General features: G+C 67.5%; 16 protein-coding genes and 1 pseudogene. 5 read left to right on the forward strand and 12 right to left on the reverse strand.

All coding sequences use genetic code 11. The annotated features are described in order from the left end of the window. Window positions 1–122: pseudogene (locus tag Q8N10_RS01590) on the forward strand (IS630 family transposase); the annotation flags it as partial. Window positions 123–134: 12 nt separating this feature from the next. Here the strand turns inward: Q8N10_RS01590 and Q8N10_RS01595 are convergent. Both Q8N10_RS01595 and Q8N10_RS01600 read right to left on the reverse strand, forming a co-directional pair. Next, entirely contained in the window at window positions 135–398 is a 264-nt protein-coding gene (locus tag Q8N10_RS01595; protein WP_304776333.1) for a hypothetical protein, read from the reverse strand. A gap of 75 nt (window positions 399–473) precedes the next feature. Continuing rightward, the gene (locus tag Q8N10_RS01600) at window positions 474–1,310 is read right to left on the reverse strand and encodes a hypothetical protein (RefSeq protein ID WP_304776336.1); all 837 of its coding nucleotides are present in this window, start codon (window positions 1,308–1,310) and stop codon (window positions 474–476) included. A 355-nt stretch (window positions 1,311–1,665) separates the two neighbouring features. Between Q8N10_RS01600 and Q8N10_RS01605 the strand changes: the two genes are divergently transcribed. Together Q8N10_RS01605 and Q8N10_RS01610 are read left to right on the forward strand one after the other, a co-directional pair. Beyond that, window positions 1,666–2,259, forward strand: a complete 594-nt coding sequence (locus Q8N10_RS01605; protein WP_304776338.1) for a sigma-70 family RNA polymerase sigma factor — start codon at window positions 1,666–1,668, stop codon at window positions 2,257–2,259. Between the two features lie 143 nt (window positions 2,260–2,402). Beyond that, window positions 2,403–2,822, forward strand: a complete 420-nt coding sequence (locus Q8N10_RS01610; RefSeq protein WP_304776341.1) for a VOC family protein — start codon at window positions 2,403–2,405, stop codon at window positions 2,820–2,822. Between the two features lie 217 nt (window positions 2,823–3,039). Here Q8N10_RS01610 and Q8N10_RS01615 read toward each other — a convergent pair whose 3' ends face one another. From Q8N10_RS01615 to sdhC, 6 genes are read right to left on the reverse strand one after another with little or no spacing between them, the layout of a single operon-like run. After that, a complete protein-coding gene (locus tag Q8N10_RS01615; protein ID WP_304776342.1) occupies window positions 3,040–3,360 on the reverse strand; it encodes a 2Fe-2S iron-sulfur cluster-binding protein in 321 nt (106 codons plus the stop codon). Window positions 3,361–3,379: 19 nt separating this feature from the next. Beyond that, window positions 3,380–4,609: an NAD(P)/FAD-dependent oxidoreductase gene (locus tag Q8N10_RS01620; protein ID WP_304776344.1), complete on the reverse strand. Its 1,230-nt coding sequence runs from the start codon at window positions 4,607–4,609 to the stop codon at window positions 3,380–3,382. Between the two features lie 58 nt (window positions 4,610–4,667). Continuing rightward, window positions 4,668–5,450, reverse strand: coding sequence for a succinate dehydrogenase iron-sulfur subunit (locus tag Q8N10_RS01625; RefSeq protein ID WP_304776346.1), 783 nt, complete (start codon window positions 5,448–5,450; stop codon window positions 4,668–4,670). A gap of 46 nt (window positions 5,451–5,496) precedes the next feature. Next, entirely contained in the window at window positions 5,497–7,284 is a 1,788-nt protein-coding gene (gene sdhA, locus Q8N10_RS01630) for a succinate dehydrogenase flavoprotein subunit (protein ID WP_304776348.1), read from the reverse strand. Between the two features lie 8 nt (window positions 7,285–7,292). Continuing rightward, on the reverse strand, window positions 7,293–7,679 hold the full coding sequence (sdhD, locus tag Q8N10_RS01635; protein ID WP_304776351.1) for a succinate dehydrogenase, hydrophobic membrane anchor protein: 387 nt from the start codon (window positions 7,677–7,679) through the stop codon (window positions 7,293–7,295). Beyond that, window positions 7,679–8,086, reverse strand: a complete 408-nt coding sequence (sdhC, locus tag Q8N10_RS01640; RefSeq protein WP_304776353.1) for a succinate dehydrogenase, cytochrome b556 subunit — start codon at window positions 8,084–8,086, stop codon at window positions 7,679–7,681. The genes sdhD and sdhC overlap by 1 nt, the downstream gene beginning before the upstream one ends. A 204-nt stretch (window positions 8,087–8,290) precedes the next feature. Between sdhC and Q8N10_RS01645 the strand changes: the two genes are divergently transcribed. Then, on the forward strand, window positions 8,291–9,172 hold the full coding sequence (locus Q8N10_RS01645) for a LysR substrate-binding domain-containing protein (protein WP_304776356.1): 882 nt from the start codon (window positions 8,291–8,293) through the stop codon (window positions 9,170–9,172). On the opposite strand, the gene zapE is transcribed toward Q8N10_RS01645, so the two are convergent. Continuing rightward, on the reverse strand, window positions 9,169–10,290 hold the full coding sequence (zapE, locus tag Q8N10_RS01650) for a cell division protein ZapE (protein ID WP_304776358.1): 1,122 nt from the start codon (window positions 10,288–10,290) through the stop codon (window positions 9,169–9,171). The two genes, Q8N10_RS01645 and zapE, sit on opposite strands and share 4 nt — an antisense overlap. Window positions 10,291–10,385: 95 nt before the next feature. On the opposite strand from zapE, the gene Q8N10_RS01655 reads away from it, so the two are divergent. Then, complete coding sequence (locus tag Q8N10_RS01655; RefSeq protein WP_304776361.1) at window positions 10,386–10,589, forward strand: hypothetical protein; 204 nt, start codon at window positions 10,386–10,388, stop codon at window positions 10,587–10,589. On the opposite strand, the gene Q8N10_RS01660 is transcribed toward Q8N10_RS01655, so the two are convergent. From Q8N10_RS01660 to Q8N10_RS01670, 3 genes are read right to left on the reverse strand one after another with little or no spacing between them, the layout of a single operon-like run. Beyond that, window positions 10,573–11,277, reverse strand: a complete 705-nt coding sequence (locus Q8N10_RS01660) for a hypothetical protein (protein WP_304776363.1) — start codon at window positions 11,275–11,277, stop codon at window positions 10,573–10,575. The two genes, Q8N10_RS01655 and Q8N10_RS01660, sit on opposite strands and share 17 nt — an antisense overlap. Before the next feature lie 49 nt (window positions 11,278–11,326). After that, window positions 11,327–12,838 carry a CoA-acylating methylmalonate-semialdehyde dehydrogenase gene (locus tag Q8N10_RS01665; protein ID WP_304776366.1) on the reverse strand — a complete coding sequence of 504 codons (1,512 nt, stop codon included), beginning with the start codon at window positions 12,836–12,838 and terminating at the stop codon, window positions 11,327–11,329. Between the two features lie 9 nt (window positions 12,839–12,847). Next, entirely contained in the window at window positions 12,848–13,768 is a 921-nt protein-coding gene (locus Q8N10_RS01670; RefSeq protein WP_304776368.1) for an alpha/beta hydrolase, read from the reverse strand. Window positions 13,769–13,830 lie beyond the last annotated feature (62 nt).

The raw sequence follows: 13,830 nt of genomic DNA on the forward strand, positions 1-13,830 counted from the left end.
TCCGAAAGGCCGCCGCCAGAACCCTCGAGCAGCTCTGGTCAGCCATCGCTCAAATCATCGACGCCTTCACACCAAGGGAATGCGCGAACTACTTCGCCGCCGCTGGATACGATGCAGACTGATCGAAAAATGCTCTAGAGCTTGAACTCTACGGTCGCAGAGCCAGCCAACGCGGCCGCGACGCCATCCAGCGCGGCGCCATTTAGGTTCTGACCGCGGACATCGTACAGGAGTCGCACCCGCCAATCCCCGCCAGGGAGGTGTTGTTTGCCGAAGCGGACTCTCGCCAGGTTGAATTCCACGCTCATCTGGATGGCTTCTTCGGTTTGCAGACTGTGATTGCTAACCAGAATAATCTCGCGATGGCCTTCATTCACGAATTCGGGGGTGAAGATCATCCCGGCTCCATCCATCGCCACAGCCTCTCCACAAGAAGTGGGCTTTCACGAGACTCTCATCCAACGCGACAAGGATCAACGGTCGAGGGATGCCGCCCACGCATCCACCCGTTCCACCTCGTCCGCCGCGCGGGTCTCCCGGCCCATCTCCCGCGCCCAGGCCACCATCCTGGCGAAATCCGGATTGCGCGCCTGCCAGTACATGAGGGTGCTGTAGCAGGGCATCTTCGGGTCCCGCGCCACATCGCGCAGGCAGGCGCCGCTCGCCAGCCGGTCCAGGATGTCGTCGAACAACACCCCCGTCAGGCGTCGTGGATTGTGCAGGCGGTGATGGCGCCCGCTCAACTTGGCCGCCCGCAGGGCCTTGTCGAAGTCCGGTCGCATCCGCCGCCACCTCGCCAGGATCGGCCGGCTTGGAAGGGTCGGGTCGGCCTCCACATCCGCCACGAACTCACCGAACGCCACGCGCGCGATGATCTCGTCGGCGATGGTCTCGTCATAGAAGGCCCACTTGCGCAGCCTGATCTTGCGGCCCACCGCGGAGGCCGCCTGGAGGGCTTCGGCGAAGTCCGGCCGCTCCGACTTCCAGCGCTTCAGCCGCCGTCGGTTCGGAAACTCCGGGCGGCGCAGAACCTCCCGTATCGCCGCGCCCCGCCGCACGGCCATCAGCAAGGCCTCGGCCCGCTCAGCGTCGAACACCGGCCCGGCCGTGGCGCTGACCTCCATCCCCCGCCGCCACTGCAGCGCGTACATTAGCCGGTTGGCGAAGGGCTCGTCCGCCTTGGCCCAGCGACGGATCGTCTGCGCGCAGGGGAACCCGGGCCGCGCCCCCAGTCGGTGCAGCCGCGCCCCCTTCTCCACCGCCTCGCAGACGCGGACCATCATCTCCTTGCGCGGATAGGTGAAGGACATCGGCTGAGGATATCAGCAACATGTCAAAAGAACAAAGCAAGAACAATATTTCTCACGCGTCCCTTCTCCCCTTGCGGGAGAAGGTGGCCGGTCAGCGACCGGTCGGATGAGGGGTCGCGCTGACCCTTCGGGTTGGGGCGTTGCGAAATACGCGGAGAGGGAAGCGTGACCCCTCATCCGTCGGGCCTTCGCCCGACACCTTCTCCCGCAAGGGGAGAAGGACGCCCACGCCACCCCCGCCGCCGCCACAGCCAAGATTCTTTTCCCAATGGCGGAGCTTTATCGCGACGGCCGCGTTTGATTTTCACGGGGGTTGGTGACGGCCCCCTCCGAGACGATTTCGAGAGGGTGTTCCATGACCGCGACCACGATCCCCGCCGACAAGGATTTCATGGGCGAGCTGACCGCCCTCATTCCCCACATGCGGGCCTTTGCGCACTCCCTGTGCCGCAACGCCGTGGAAGCCGACGACCTGGCCCAGGACGCCCTGCTGCGCGCCTGGAACAACCGCACCAGCTATCAGCCGGGCACCAATATGAAGGCCTGGACCTTCATGATCCTGCGCAACCAGTTCTATTCCGACAAGCGCCGTTCGTGGCGCTCGACCCAGCTCGACCCGGAAACCGCCGAACGCACCCTGGTGGCGGTCTCCAATCCCATGGCCACCCTGGAGCTGGACGAAGTCCGCCGGGCGCTGGCCATGCTGCCGGACGACCAGCGCGAGGCCCTGATCCTGATCGGCGCCGGCGGCCTGTCCTATGAAGAAGTCGCCGACATCTGCGGCAGCGCCATCGGCACCATCAAGAGCCGCGTCAGCCGCGCCCGCGACCGCCTGGCCCTGATCCTGGCCGAGGGCTCCTACGACCAGGACGAGGTCCTGCCGTCGTCGGCCATGTCCACCCTGATGAACACCCTGGACCGCCTCTGCGCCCCGCGCCTGGCCGCTTAGCTAAAGAACCCCCTCCTGGAGCCTTCCTAGCTTCGGGACCTGAAAGAGCCGCCCCTGTCCCCACAGCGGCGGCTTTTTTCTTGGGCGGTGTTCGGGTGGACATCAAGATAGCCGGACCACGCCCGACTGGAAGGAGTTCCTCCATGACCACCCCCCCCAAGATGATCTTCGTGAACCTGCCGGTCCGCGACCTGGCGGCGTCCACCGCCTTCTACGAGGCCATCGGCTGCGTGAAGAACGAGGCCTTCAGCAACGAGAACGCCGCGTCCATGGTCTGGTCGGAGACCATCTCCTTCCATCTGCTGACCCACGACTTCTATCGCACCTTCACGTCCCAGCCGATCGCCGACGCCCACAAGACCAGCGCCGCCCTGTTCTGCCTGTCGCGAAACAGCCGCGCCGAGGTGGACGCCATCGTCGAGGCTGCGGTGCGCGCCGGCGGCCAGGGCGACATCCGGGAGGTCCAGGACCTGCCCTTCATGTACGGCCGCACCTTCGTCGACCCGGACGGCGCCGTCTTCGAGCCGATGTGGATGGACGCCTCAGCCATGCCGGCCGGGTAAGCAATCGCCTTCCTTCTCCCCTTGCGGGAGAAGGTGGCCCTGCGAAGCAGGGTCGGATGAGGGGTCGATCACCCCATCCGGCAAATCTCAAACGTCATCCCGGCCGCAGCAAAGGCGATCCGGGATGACGTGAGTGGCTATTCTAACAGGTCGGCGCGACCCCTCATCCGTCGGCTACGCCGCCACCTTCTCCCGCAAGGGGAGAAGGAAAACCAAGTTAGTGCTGGCTTTCCGGCAGCCGGACCACCAGGCCGTCCAGCTCGTCGCTGACCTTGATCTGGCAAGAGAGGCGGCTGTTGGGCTCCACGTTCTCGGCGAAGTCGAGCATGGATTCCTCCATGGCCGACTTGGTCCCGGTCTTGGCTTCCCAGGCGGCGTCGACATAGACGTGGCAGGTGGCGCAGGCGCAGGCCCCGCCGCAGTCGGCGTCGATGCCCGGGACGTTGTTCTTCACAGCGCCTTCCATCACGGTCAGGCCAGCCTTCACGTCGATGACGTGTTCGGTTCCGTTGTTCTCGATATAGGTGACCTTGGCCATTTACTCCCCTTCGCCCGCCTTAAGCGGCGACCTCTTTCATGGAAACCGATGGATCCGCAAGCCTGTCGAGATTGACGTGCTTGCGGTTCCCGATGAGCTGGCGGCCCATCATGTATTCCGGCGGGGCGTTGACCGCCTCCACCGATTGAACCTGATCGCCCTTCAGATGGAAGATGGCGAACTTGCCTGACGCAGGGTCCCCCCGCACCAGGATCTGGTCGGTGTCGAAGGGCAGGCCCGCGATCTGGAGCTTGAGGTCGTACTGGTCCGACCAGTTCCACGGCACTTCCGGCGTCGGGGCCGGGCGGCCGGTGATGGCGCAGGCGACCTGCTTGGCCTGTTCCAGGGCGCTGGGCACGCTCTCGGGGCCGAACATCCGGTCATAGTGCGGCAACGGCCGGTGGCTGCAGTCGCCGATGGCGAAGATGGCGGGATCGGAGGTCCGCGCCTCCAGGTCCACCACCACCCCGCGGGCGGTGTCGAGACCGGCGTCGGCGGCGATCTCGTCATTGGGCTTGCCGCCCACGCCGACCAGGACCGCGTCGGCGGGAATGATGCGGCCGTCGGCCATCTTCACGCCCGTCACCTTGCCGCCCTCGCCCACCAGGCTGTCGATCTTGGCGCCCAGCTCGAAGGTCACGCCCCGGGCGCGGTGATAGTCGGTGAAAAAGGTCGACAGCACCTCGCAGGCGCTGCGCGACAGGATGCGGCCCTCGCGCTCGAACACGGTGGCTTCGGCGCCCAGGGTCCGGGCCGAGGCCGCGACCTCCAGGCCGATATAGCCGCCGCCGATGATGGCCACGTGATGTCCGGGCAGGAGGTGGCCCTTCAGCTCCTCGGCGTCGGCGGCGCTGCGCAGGGACAGCACGCCCGAAAGCTCGGCGCCCGGCAGCGGCAGCTTGTTGGGCCGCATCCCGGTGGCGATCACCAGGATGTCGTAGGTCAGGCTCGCGCCGTCGGAGAGCTCGACGATCTTGTCGGCCCGCTTCAGGGTCACGGCCGAGACGTTCGGCCGGAAGTCGATCTGGTTCTCGGCGTAGAATTCCAGGGGCTTCAGGGCCAGGGAATCGGCGTCCGCCTCCCCCTTCAGCCAGGCCTTGGACAGGGGGGGCCGCTGGTAGGGAACCACCGGTTCATCGCCGACCATGGTGATGGGGCCGTCGAAGCCATATTGGCGCAGCAGGGCGACCAGCGTGCCGCCGGCATGCCCCGCGCCGAGAACCACCACATGTGTGCTCACTGAACCCATGACAGCCCCATGCAGAAAAATGACGGGTGCGTCAACTTACCGAACAGAGTTCGGATGGTCAGACGACCCGTTCAGCCAAAGTCTTCTTGATTTCGGCGATGGCCTTGGCGGGATTTAGACCCTTCGGACACACCTGAGCGCAATTCATGATCGTGTGGCAACGATAGAGCTTGAAGGGGTCCTCCAGGGCGTCCAGGCGCTCGCCGGTGGCCTCGTCCCTGGAGTCGATCAGCCAGCGATAGGCGTGCAGCAGGGTGGCGGGGCCGAGGTACTTGTCGCCGTTCCACCAGTAGCTGGGGCACGAGGTCGTGCAGCAGGCGCAGAGGATGCACTCATAGAGGCCGTCCAGCTTCTCGCGGTCCTGCGGGCTCTGGATCCACTCCTTCTGCGGTTCCGGCGTGGTGGTGTGCAGCCAGGGCTCGATGGAGGCGTACTGGGCGTAGAACATGGTCAGGTCGGGGACCAGGTCCTTGACCACCGGCATGCTGGGCAGGGGGGCGATGGTGCAGTCGGCGCCCGGGACCTCGTCGTGGCCATGGGTGCAGGCGAGCGTGTTGCGACCGCCGATGTTCATGGCGCAGGAGCCGCAGACCCCCTCGCGGCACGAGCGGCGGAAGGCGAGCGTCGGGTCGATGGTGTTCTTGATGTGGATCAGGACGTCCAGGACCATGGGGCCGCAGTTGTCGACATCCACGTCATAGGTGTCCCACCGCGGGTTCTCGGTCCCCTCGGGATCGTAGCGGTAGACCTTGAAGGTCTTGGTCTTGCCGCTCCCGGCCGGCGCCGCGTGGTGGCGGCCCTTCTCGACGCGGGAGTTCTTCGGCAGGGTCAGCTGGACCATCAGACGCTTTCCTTGGAAATCTGGATCACCGTTGGACGTCGCAAGATCAGTACACCCGCGCCTTGGGCGGGATGTAAGCGATGTCATTGGTCATGGTGAAGTCGTGCACCGGCCGGTAGTCGATGGCCACCTTGCCCGTGGCGTCGTCGAACCAGGTCAGGGTGTGCTTCATCCACTGGCCGTCGTCACGGTCGGGGAAGTCCTCGTGGGCGTGGGCCCCGCGGCTTTCGGTGCGGTTGTGCGCGCCGACCACGGTGGTCACCGCCTGGCCGATCAGGTTGTCCAGCTCCAGGGTCTCCATGAGGTCGGTGTTCCAGACCATCCCCCTATCCGTCACCTTGAGGTCCCCGCGCTTGGCCTGGACGTCGTCAAGGCGCTTCACGCCCGAGGCCAGGCTATCGCTGGTGCGGAACACCGCGGCGTCCTCCTGCATGGCCATCTGCATCTCAAGACGCAGCGCCGCCGTCGTGGTGCCGCCCGAGGCGTTCCGGAACCGGTCGAACCGGGCCAGGTGAGCGTCGGTCTCGGTCTTCTTCAGCTTCGGCTGGGTCGCGCCGGCCTTGATGGTCGCCGCCGTGCGCAGCGCCGCCGAGCGCCCGAACACCACCAGGTCGATCAGGGAGTTGGACCCCAGCCGGTTGGCACCGTGCACCGAAACGCACGCCGCCTCACCCACCGCCATCAGCCCCGGCACCACCTTGTCCGGATTGTCCCCGTCCCGAGTCACCACTTCCGAGAAGAAGTTCGTCGGAATACCGCCCATGTTGTAATGCACGGTTGGAAGCACGGGAATTGGTTGTTTCGTGACGTCAACACCTGCGAAGATCTTGGCGCTTTCTGAAATCCCCGGCAAACGCTGGTGCAGGATCTTGGGATCCAGGTGATCAAGGTGCAGGTGGATGTGGTCTTTCTTGGGACCAACCCCCCGGCCTTCACGGATCTCGATGGTCATGGCCCGGCTGACCATGTCGCGGGGCGCCAGGTCCTTCACCGACGGCGCATAGCGCTCCATGAACCGCTCGCCCTCGGAATTGGTCAGGTAGCCGCCCTCGCCCCGCGCGCCCTCGGTGATCAGGCAGCCGGCGCCATAGATGCCGGTGGGGTGGAACTGCACGAACTCCATGTCCTGCAGGGGCAGGCCGGCCCGCAGCGCCATGCCGCCGCCGTCGCCGGTGCAGGTGTGGGCGCTGGTGGCCGAGAAATAGGCCCGGCCGTAGCCGCCGGTGGCCAGGATCACCTGCTGGGCCTGGAACCGGTGCAGGGTCCCGTCATCCAGCTTCCAGGCCGTCACGCCCCGGCAGACGCCCTCGTCCATGATCAGGTCGAGCGCGAAATATTCGATAAAGAATTCAGTACTATGCGCGAGCGACTGGCCATACATCGTGTGCAGCATGGCATGGCCGGTACGGTCGGCCGCGGCGCAGGTGCGCTGGATCGGGGCCTCGCCATAGTTGCGGGTCATGCCGCCGAAGGCGCGCTGGTAGATCTTGCCATCCGGCGTGCGGCTGAAGGGCACGCCCCAGTGCTCCAGCTCATAGACAGCAGCCGGCGCGTTGCGGCAGAGGTATTCGATGGCGTCCTGGTCGCCCAGCCAGTCCGACCCCTTGACGGTGTCGTACATGTGCCAGCGCCAGTCGTCCTCGCCCATATTGCCGAGGCTGGCGGAGATGCCGCCCTGGGCCGCCACGGTGTGCGAGCGGGTCGGGAAGACCTTGGTGATGCAGGCCGTCTTCAGGCCGGCCTGGGCGCAGCCCAGGGCCGCGCGCAGGCCAGACCCACCGGCCCCCACGACGACGACGTCGAACTTGTGATCGATGAACTCATAAGTCGCCATGGGACCGATCAAGCGCCTCCCAGCGCGACCTTGAGGATGGAGAACACCGCCAGCGAACCCGCCAGGCCGCAGACGAAGAGGTTGAGCAGCAGCAGGGCCGACTTGCTGAGCGTGGTGTGGATGTAGTCCTCCACCACCACCCGCATGCCTGAATGCATGTGCCAGAATGAAATCGCCACCAGCAGCACCATCAGCACCGCGTTCAGCGGCTGGCTGATCCAGGCGACCGCGCCATAATAGTCGGTGGCCGCGAGGGTGATGACACCAAAGACCGCCCAGAGCACCAGGGGAACAAGGGCGATGGCGCTGACCCGCTCGGAGATCCAGTGGCCGACGCCGTGCTTGGCCGAGCCAAGGCCGCGGGCGCGGCGCAGAGGCGTGCGATAGTTTTCCATCAAAGCGCTCCCGTCATCCAGGCGATCGCCCAGACCGCCAGGCTGGCGGCGATGGCGAAGGCGTAACAGGCGATGGCGCCCATGTTGGCGATCGGCAGCTGGAAGCCCGTGCCGGCGTCCCAGAGCAGGTGCTGCACGCCCTTGGCCAGGTGGTAGAAGACCGACAGCGTCAGGCCGAACATCACCAGCTTACCCAGGGGTGAGCCCAGCAGCTCCATGAAGGCCTGGTAGGCGTCAGGTCCGGCGGCGAGCGACAGCGCCCAGCCGGCCAGGATCAGGGCGCCGAAATAGAGCCCCACCCCGGTGATGCGGTGCAGGATCGAGCCCACCATGGTGGCGTGGAACCGCCAGATCTCCAGGTGAGGCGACAGCGGCCGCGCGCGGGGGCCTGGGGTGGTCTCTGTCATGGCTGTTTCCGAGAGGATGAAGCGGCTCCGCTTTTAAGCGCCGAGCGCCCGGTGTCAACGAAGCCAGGCGCCGCGTGGGGACCGGGGGTCGGGATGCTGACCATTGGCCACGCCTTCGGGAGCTTCGCTGAGCGCGAAGGATGAACGGCTTCCACAATGCCCACAATGCGTCTTATCTAGACCCATCCTTCGTAGGAGACGAAGATGCGGTTTGATCTGGTGGACCTGAGGCTATTCGCCGACATCGTCGAGGCCGGCTCCATCACCCATGGCGCCGTCCGCAGTCACATCGCCCTGGCCGCCGCCTCCACCCGCGTGCGGGCGATGGAGGAGGAGATTGGCGCGGCCCTGCTGACCCGCAGCCGCCAGGGGGTGGCGCCGACCCCGGCCGGCCAGACCCTGCTCAAGCACGCCCGCCTGATACTGGGGCAGTCGGCCCGCCTCCGGGAAGACCTGGGCGCCTATGCCGGCGGCCTGTCGGGCGAGGTCCGCCTGTTGGCCAACACCAATGCGTCGACCGAATTCCTGCCCGAGGCGCTTGGACGCTTCCTGGCCGACAATCCCAAGGTCCGGGTCGACCTGGAGGAGCGGCTCTCCGACGAGATCGTCGGCCTTATCGCCGAGGGGGTGGGGGACATCGGCATCGTGGCCGGCACGGTGGATGTGGGCGGGCTCGAAACCTTCCCGTTCCGCTCCGACCGCTTCGTGGTGGTGGCCCGAAAGAACCACCCGCTGGCGTCCCGCGCCCGCGTGGCCTTCGCCGAGGTGCTGGCCTTCGACCTGGTGGGACTGGAACGCACCAGCGCCCTGCAGCGCTTCCTGGCCGACAAGGCGGCGCGCCTTGGCTCGGGCCTGAACCTGCGTGTCCAGCTCCGCAGTTTCGACGCCGTCTGCCGGCTGGTGGAGGCCGGTGTGGGCGTGGGCGTCGTGCCCCAGTCCACCGCCGCGCGCGTCGCCCAGACCACGCCGCTCTCGGTGATCGAGCTGGAGGACGACTGGGCCGTCCGCGACCTCACCCTGTGCGTCCGCCGCTTCGCTGACCTGCGGCCCTATGCACAGGACCTCGTGCGGAGCCTGCGGGCCTAGCTCTCCACGCTGTCCGCCAGCCAGTCGGCCGAGCGCATCTCCTGCAGGCGCGAGGCCGTGCGTTCGAACTCGAAGGCGCCGTCGCCCTGCGGATAGAGGGCGACGGGGTCGGCTTCGGCCAGCACGATCAGGCGGGTGTGGGCCTCGTAGAGGGCGTCGATGAGGATCACCAGCCGCCTGGCCTCCTCCCGCCGGTTGGGCCCCAGCCTCGGCACGTCCTCCAGGAACACCGTGTGGAAGCGCTCGGCGATGGCGACATAGTCATTGGGACCCAGGGCCACCGCGCAGAGGCTGGCGAAGGAGGCCCGCACCATGCCGCCGGCCGCGTGGGGCAGGTGAACCTTGCGGCCCAGCACCTCCAGGGTCTCACCGATCTCGGCCTCGTTGCCCAGCATGTCGCACCACAGGGCCGCGAAGCTGCGCTGGTTGTCCGGGTCGTTGGGGGAGAACCAGACGCCCGCCGCCCGCAGGCGGTCCAGGCGGTAGTCGTGGCTCCCGGTCACGCTCACCACGTCCAGGCGGCCCTTGATCATCTCGATGAAGGGCAGGAACAGCTGGCGGTTTATGCCGTCCTTGTAGAGGGCGTCCGGGACCCGGTTGGAGGTGGCCACCAGGGTCACGCCGCGGGCGAACAGGGCCTCGAACAGCCGCCCGAGGATCATGGCGTCGGCGATGTCGGTGACCTGGAACTCGTCGAAACACAGCAGCCGCGCGCCCTCGGCCACCACGTCGGCCACGGCGGGGATCGGGTCGTCGCCCCTGTGCTGGCCGAAGCGGGCCTTGCGGGCCGCCGTATCGCCCGAGCGCCATTGCCCGATCAGTCGGTGGATCTCGCCCATGAAGACGTGGAAGTGCGTGCGGCGCTTCTTCGCCACCGGCGCGACTTCGTAGAACAGGTCCATCAGCATGGACTTGCCACGCCCCACCGGCCCCCAGAGATAGACCCCGCGCTGGGCCTCCGGCTTGCGGAAGAAGGCGGTGAGGCCCGAGGGCTCGGAGCCTTCCAGGTCCCCCTCCAGCCGCACGAGCGCGGCCAGGCCCGACATCTGCGCTGGGTCGGGACGAAGGGCGCCCGAGGCGAGACGGGCGTCGTAGGCGGCTTGCAGCAGGGAGGCCATCGCCTCCGCCTAGCCCGCGCCGCTTGGGATCACAACAGCGGGAACAGGGTCACGCCCCCAGGGGTTGAATTTGGGCGACGCACAAGGAGACCTCCATGCCGCAAGACCCCCGCAGCTTCTCGCCCGACACCACCCCGTCCGGCCGGGGCGAAGAGATCGACGCCGAGGCGATCGCCGAGGATCTGGAAGCCGAAGCCCGTCATCAGGGGATCGGCCGCCGCGGCGGCGCGCCCGCCGACCGCGAGCACGGGGTCAAGACCCGCGCCCACAACAAGGACATCATCAGCGGGCGGGCGTAGCCGCCGGCGCGCCGGCCTTCTTCGCCACCTGCGCCAGCTCCTTGCGGACAAAGCGGTAGGTTTCCCGCTTCTCGCAGGCGCAGGCCCGCATCTCGCCCTTGGCGTTCCACCACACCAAGGTGGGATAGCGGATGCCGGTTGGCTCACTGACCGCGACACCGTTGTCCTTCAGCAGGGGGCGCAGGTCATCGGTCATTTTCCGGCCGGCTTCGATCACCGCGCTGCGGGCGATGTCGCTGTCGGCGGGGATGATGCCGGGCGCGGTCCAGGCGGCCGGAACGATGGCCTCCCAGGCCTCCATCAGCTCCCAGGCGCTGGGCGTGCCATGGCGGATCCAGAGCTCGGCCACCGTGCTCCGCTCCACCGGCGTCGACTTGGCCAGGCCGTTCATGTCGCGCCGCGCGATCTCGATGACCCGGGTGTCGATCCCCTGCTCGTGCAGCGCCGGGAACTCTTCCTTCTTGAACCGCAGGCAGTCGGGGCAGGTCCTGAACGAGACTATGTAGAGCTTGCCCTGGGTGAGGCCGGGCGAGGCCCAGCCCGCGCTCTCCAGGATCTTGGTGATCTCAGCCTGGTGCTTGGTGATGGTCTGGGGCCGCCAGCGCAGCTCGTAGTTCCAGTAGGCCCAGGCTCCACCGCCGGCCAGAACCACCACCAGCAACAGGATCGCCCAGGTCCGGAAACTCATCATCAAACTCCTAGTCTACGAATAGGATAACCGCGGCGATCCCACTGTGTCACCGCATGGTGGGAATGACGAAGGCCGAATCCTCGCTGGCGCCCTCGGGCCACCGGGCCGTCACCGTCTTGACCTTGGTGTAGAACTTCACGCCCTCCATGCCGTGCTGGTTGGCGTCGCCAAAGGCGGAGCGCTTCCAGCCGCCGAAGGTGTGGTAGGCCACCGGCACCGGGATGGGCACATTGATGCCCACCATGCCGACGTTCACCGAGGCCGCGAACTCGCGCGCCGCCCGGCCGTTGCGGGTGAAGATGGCCGCGCCGTTTCCGTACTGGTGCCTGGACGGCAGCTCGACCGCCTCCTCGAAGGTCTCGGCCCGCACGATCTGCAGGACCGGCCCGAAGATTTCTTCCTGATAGGTGCGCATGGTGGGCTTCACCTGATCAAACAGGGTCGGGCCGATGAAGAACCCCTGCTCGTAGCCCTGCAGGGAGAAGCCGCGGCCGTCGGCCACCAGCTCGGCGCCCTCGTCGACCCCCATCTGGATATAGTCGGCCACCCGCTGCCGGTGCGCGGCGGTGACCACCGGGCCGTACTGTGCCGAGGGGTCCGACGAGATCCCCACCTTCAGGGTCTCCATCTCGGCCAGCACCTTCTCGCGCACCGCCTGCGCGGTCTTCGCCCCCACCGGCACCACCACCGGCAGGGCCATGCAGCGCTCGCCGGCCGAACCATAGGCCGCCCCGATGATGTCCTTCACCGCCTGGTCCAGGTCGGCGTCGGGCAGGATGATCCCGTGGTTCTTGGCCCCGCCCATGGCCTGGACCCGCTTCCCGTGCGCGGTCCCGGTCGAATAGACGTAAGAGGCGATGTCCGAGGATCCGACGAAGCTGACAGCGGCGATGTCGGGATGGGTCAGGATGGCGTCGACGCTGACCTTGTCGCCGTGCACCACGTTCAGCACGCCCTTCAGGTCCATGCCCAGGGCCGCGCCGGCCTCCATGAACAGTTCGGCCAGCCGCACCGGCAGGGTCGGGTCCTTTTCCGAGGGCTTCAGGATGAAGGTGTTGCCCACCGCGATGGCGATGCCGAACATCCACATCGGGATCATGCCGGGGAAGTTGAACGGGGTGATGCCCGCCGCCACTCCCAGGGGCTGGCGCATGGAATAGACGTCGATGCCGGGTCCCGCGCCCTCGGTATATTCGCCCTTCAGGGCGTGGGGGATGCCGCAGGCGAACTCGATGACCTCCAGGCCCCGCTGGATGTCGCCCTTGCTATCGGCCACCACCTTGCCGTGCTCGGAGGAGAGCAGCTCGGCCAGCTCCTGCATGCGGGCTTCCACCAGGCGCTTGAACTCGAACATCACCCGCGCCCGGCGCTGCGGATTGACCGCGGCCCAGGCCGGCTGGGCCCGCAACGCGGCCTGCACGGCGGCGTCCAGCTCGGCGGGGCTGGCGAGCGCCACCCGGGCCTGCACCTCGCCGGTGTTTGGATTGAAGACCTCGCCATGCCGGCCGGAGGTCCCCGCGACGGACACGCCGTCGATGAAGTGTGTGATCTCGCGCATGGATCGCTTCTAGGCCCGGATGGGCTCGCTGGGTAGGGGCGCGAACACCGAGCGCAGGCCCCGGCTCAGCGCCGCCGGAATCACCGAGGTGTGGCTCTCGCCCTCGAAGACGTGGGAGGCTGCCGGCAGGCCCCGCGCGGTCAGCCGCCGCGCCATCTCCCGCATATGGTCCACCATGGGCCAGTTGGGGTCGGTCTCCAACCCGCCCACCGACAGGAAGAGCCGCGTCGCGGGATCGGGCTGGGCGGCGGCCTCGCTGGCGAAGGCCTCCCGCTCCCGCCACCAGAGGGCGGGGCTGCCCGCCACATGCCGCGTGAAGGCGCCCGGGCGGGTCAGATAGGCGTGCAGGCTGAACAGGCCGCCCAGCGAACTGCCCACCAGGGTCTGGTCGGCGGGATCGGTGACGTAGCGCCCGGCGATAAAGGGACGCAGCTCGTCGATGAGGAAGTCGAGGAAGGCCTCGCCGCCGCCGCCCGGCGCGATATCGGGCCAGGGCTGCTCGCCCCTCTGGGCCAGCAAGGTGTCGTGGAAGCCGGCGTCGAAGCTCGGCGTCAGGTCACGGGTGCGCAGGGCCCCATAGTCGCGGCGCCGGCGGCGCGGCCCCTCCAGCTGGTAGCCGACCCCCACCAGCAGGCAGGGCGGGACCCCGTCGGCGGTCTGCAGGAACCGCAGGGTCTGGGCGGCGATCCCGAACACGGTGTTGGCGTCCATCACATAGACCACCGGCAGCTGATGCTCCGGCCCCTGACCCCGCCACGGGCTGGGCAGGGCCACGTCGATCTGGAAGGTCTCGCCGATCACCTCGCTGTGCAGGGCGTGCCTGTGGGTCGCCAGGAGGGTCGCCGGTGCGGGATCGGTGGTCTTCATGGGCTCCCCCTCAGTGCCGGCGAAGCTTGGCGAGACCGCGCGCTCCCCGCCAGACTTGAACATCGCTCATTTCTTCCCAGCTAAGGACCAGGGGAGAGCCCTTGCACCGGGTGCTCAGGCGAGGG

The organism is Phenylobacterium sp. (genome assembly GCF_030693625.1).
Lineage (GTDB): Bacteria > Pseudomonadota > Alphaproteobacteria > Caulobacterales > Caulobacteraceae > Phenylobacterium > Phenylobacterium ferrooxidans.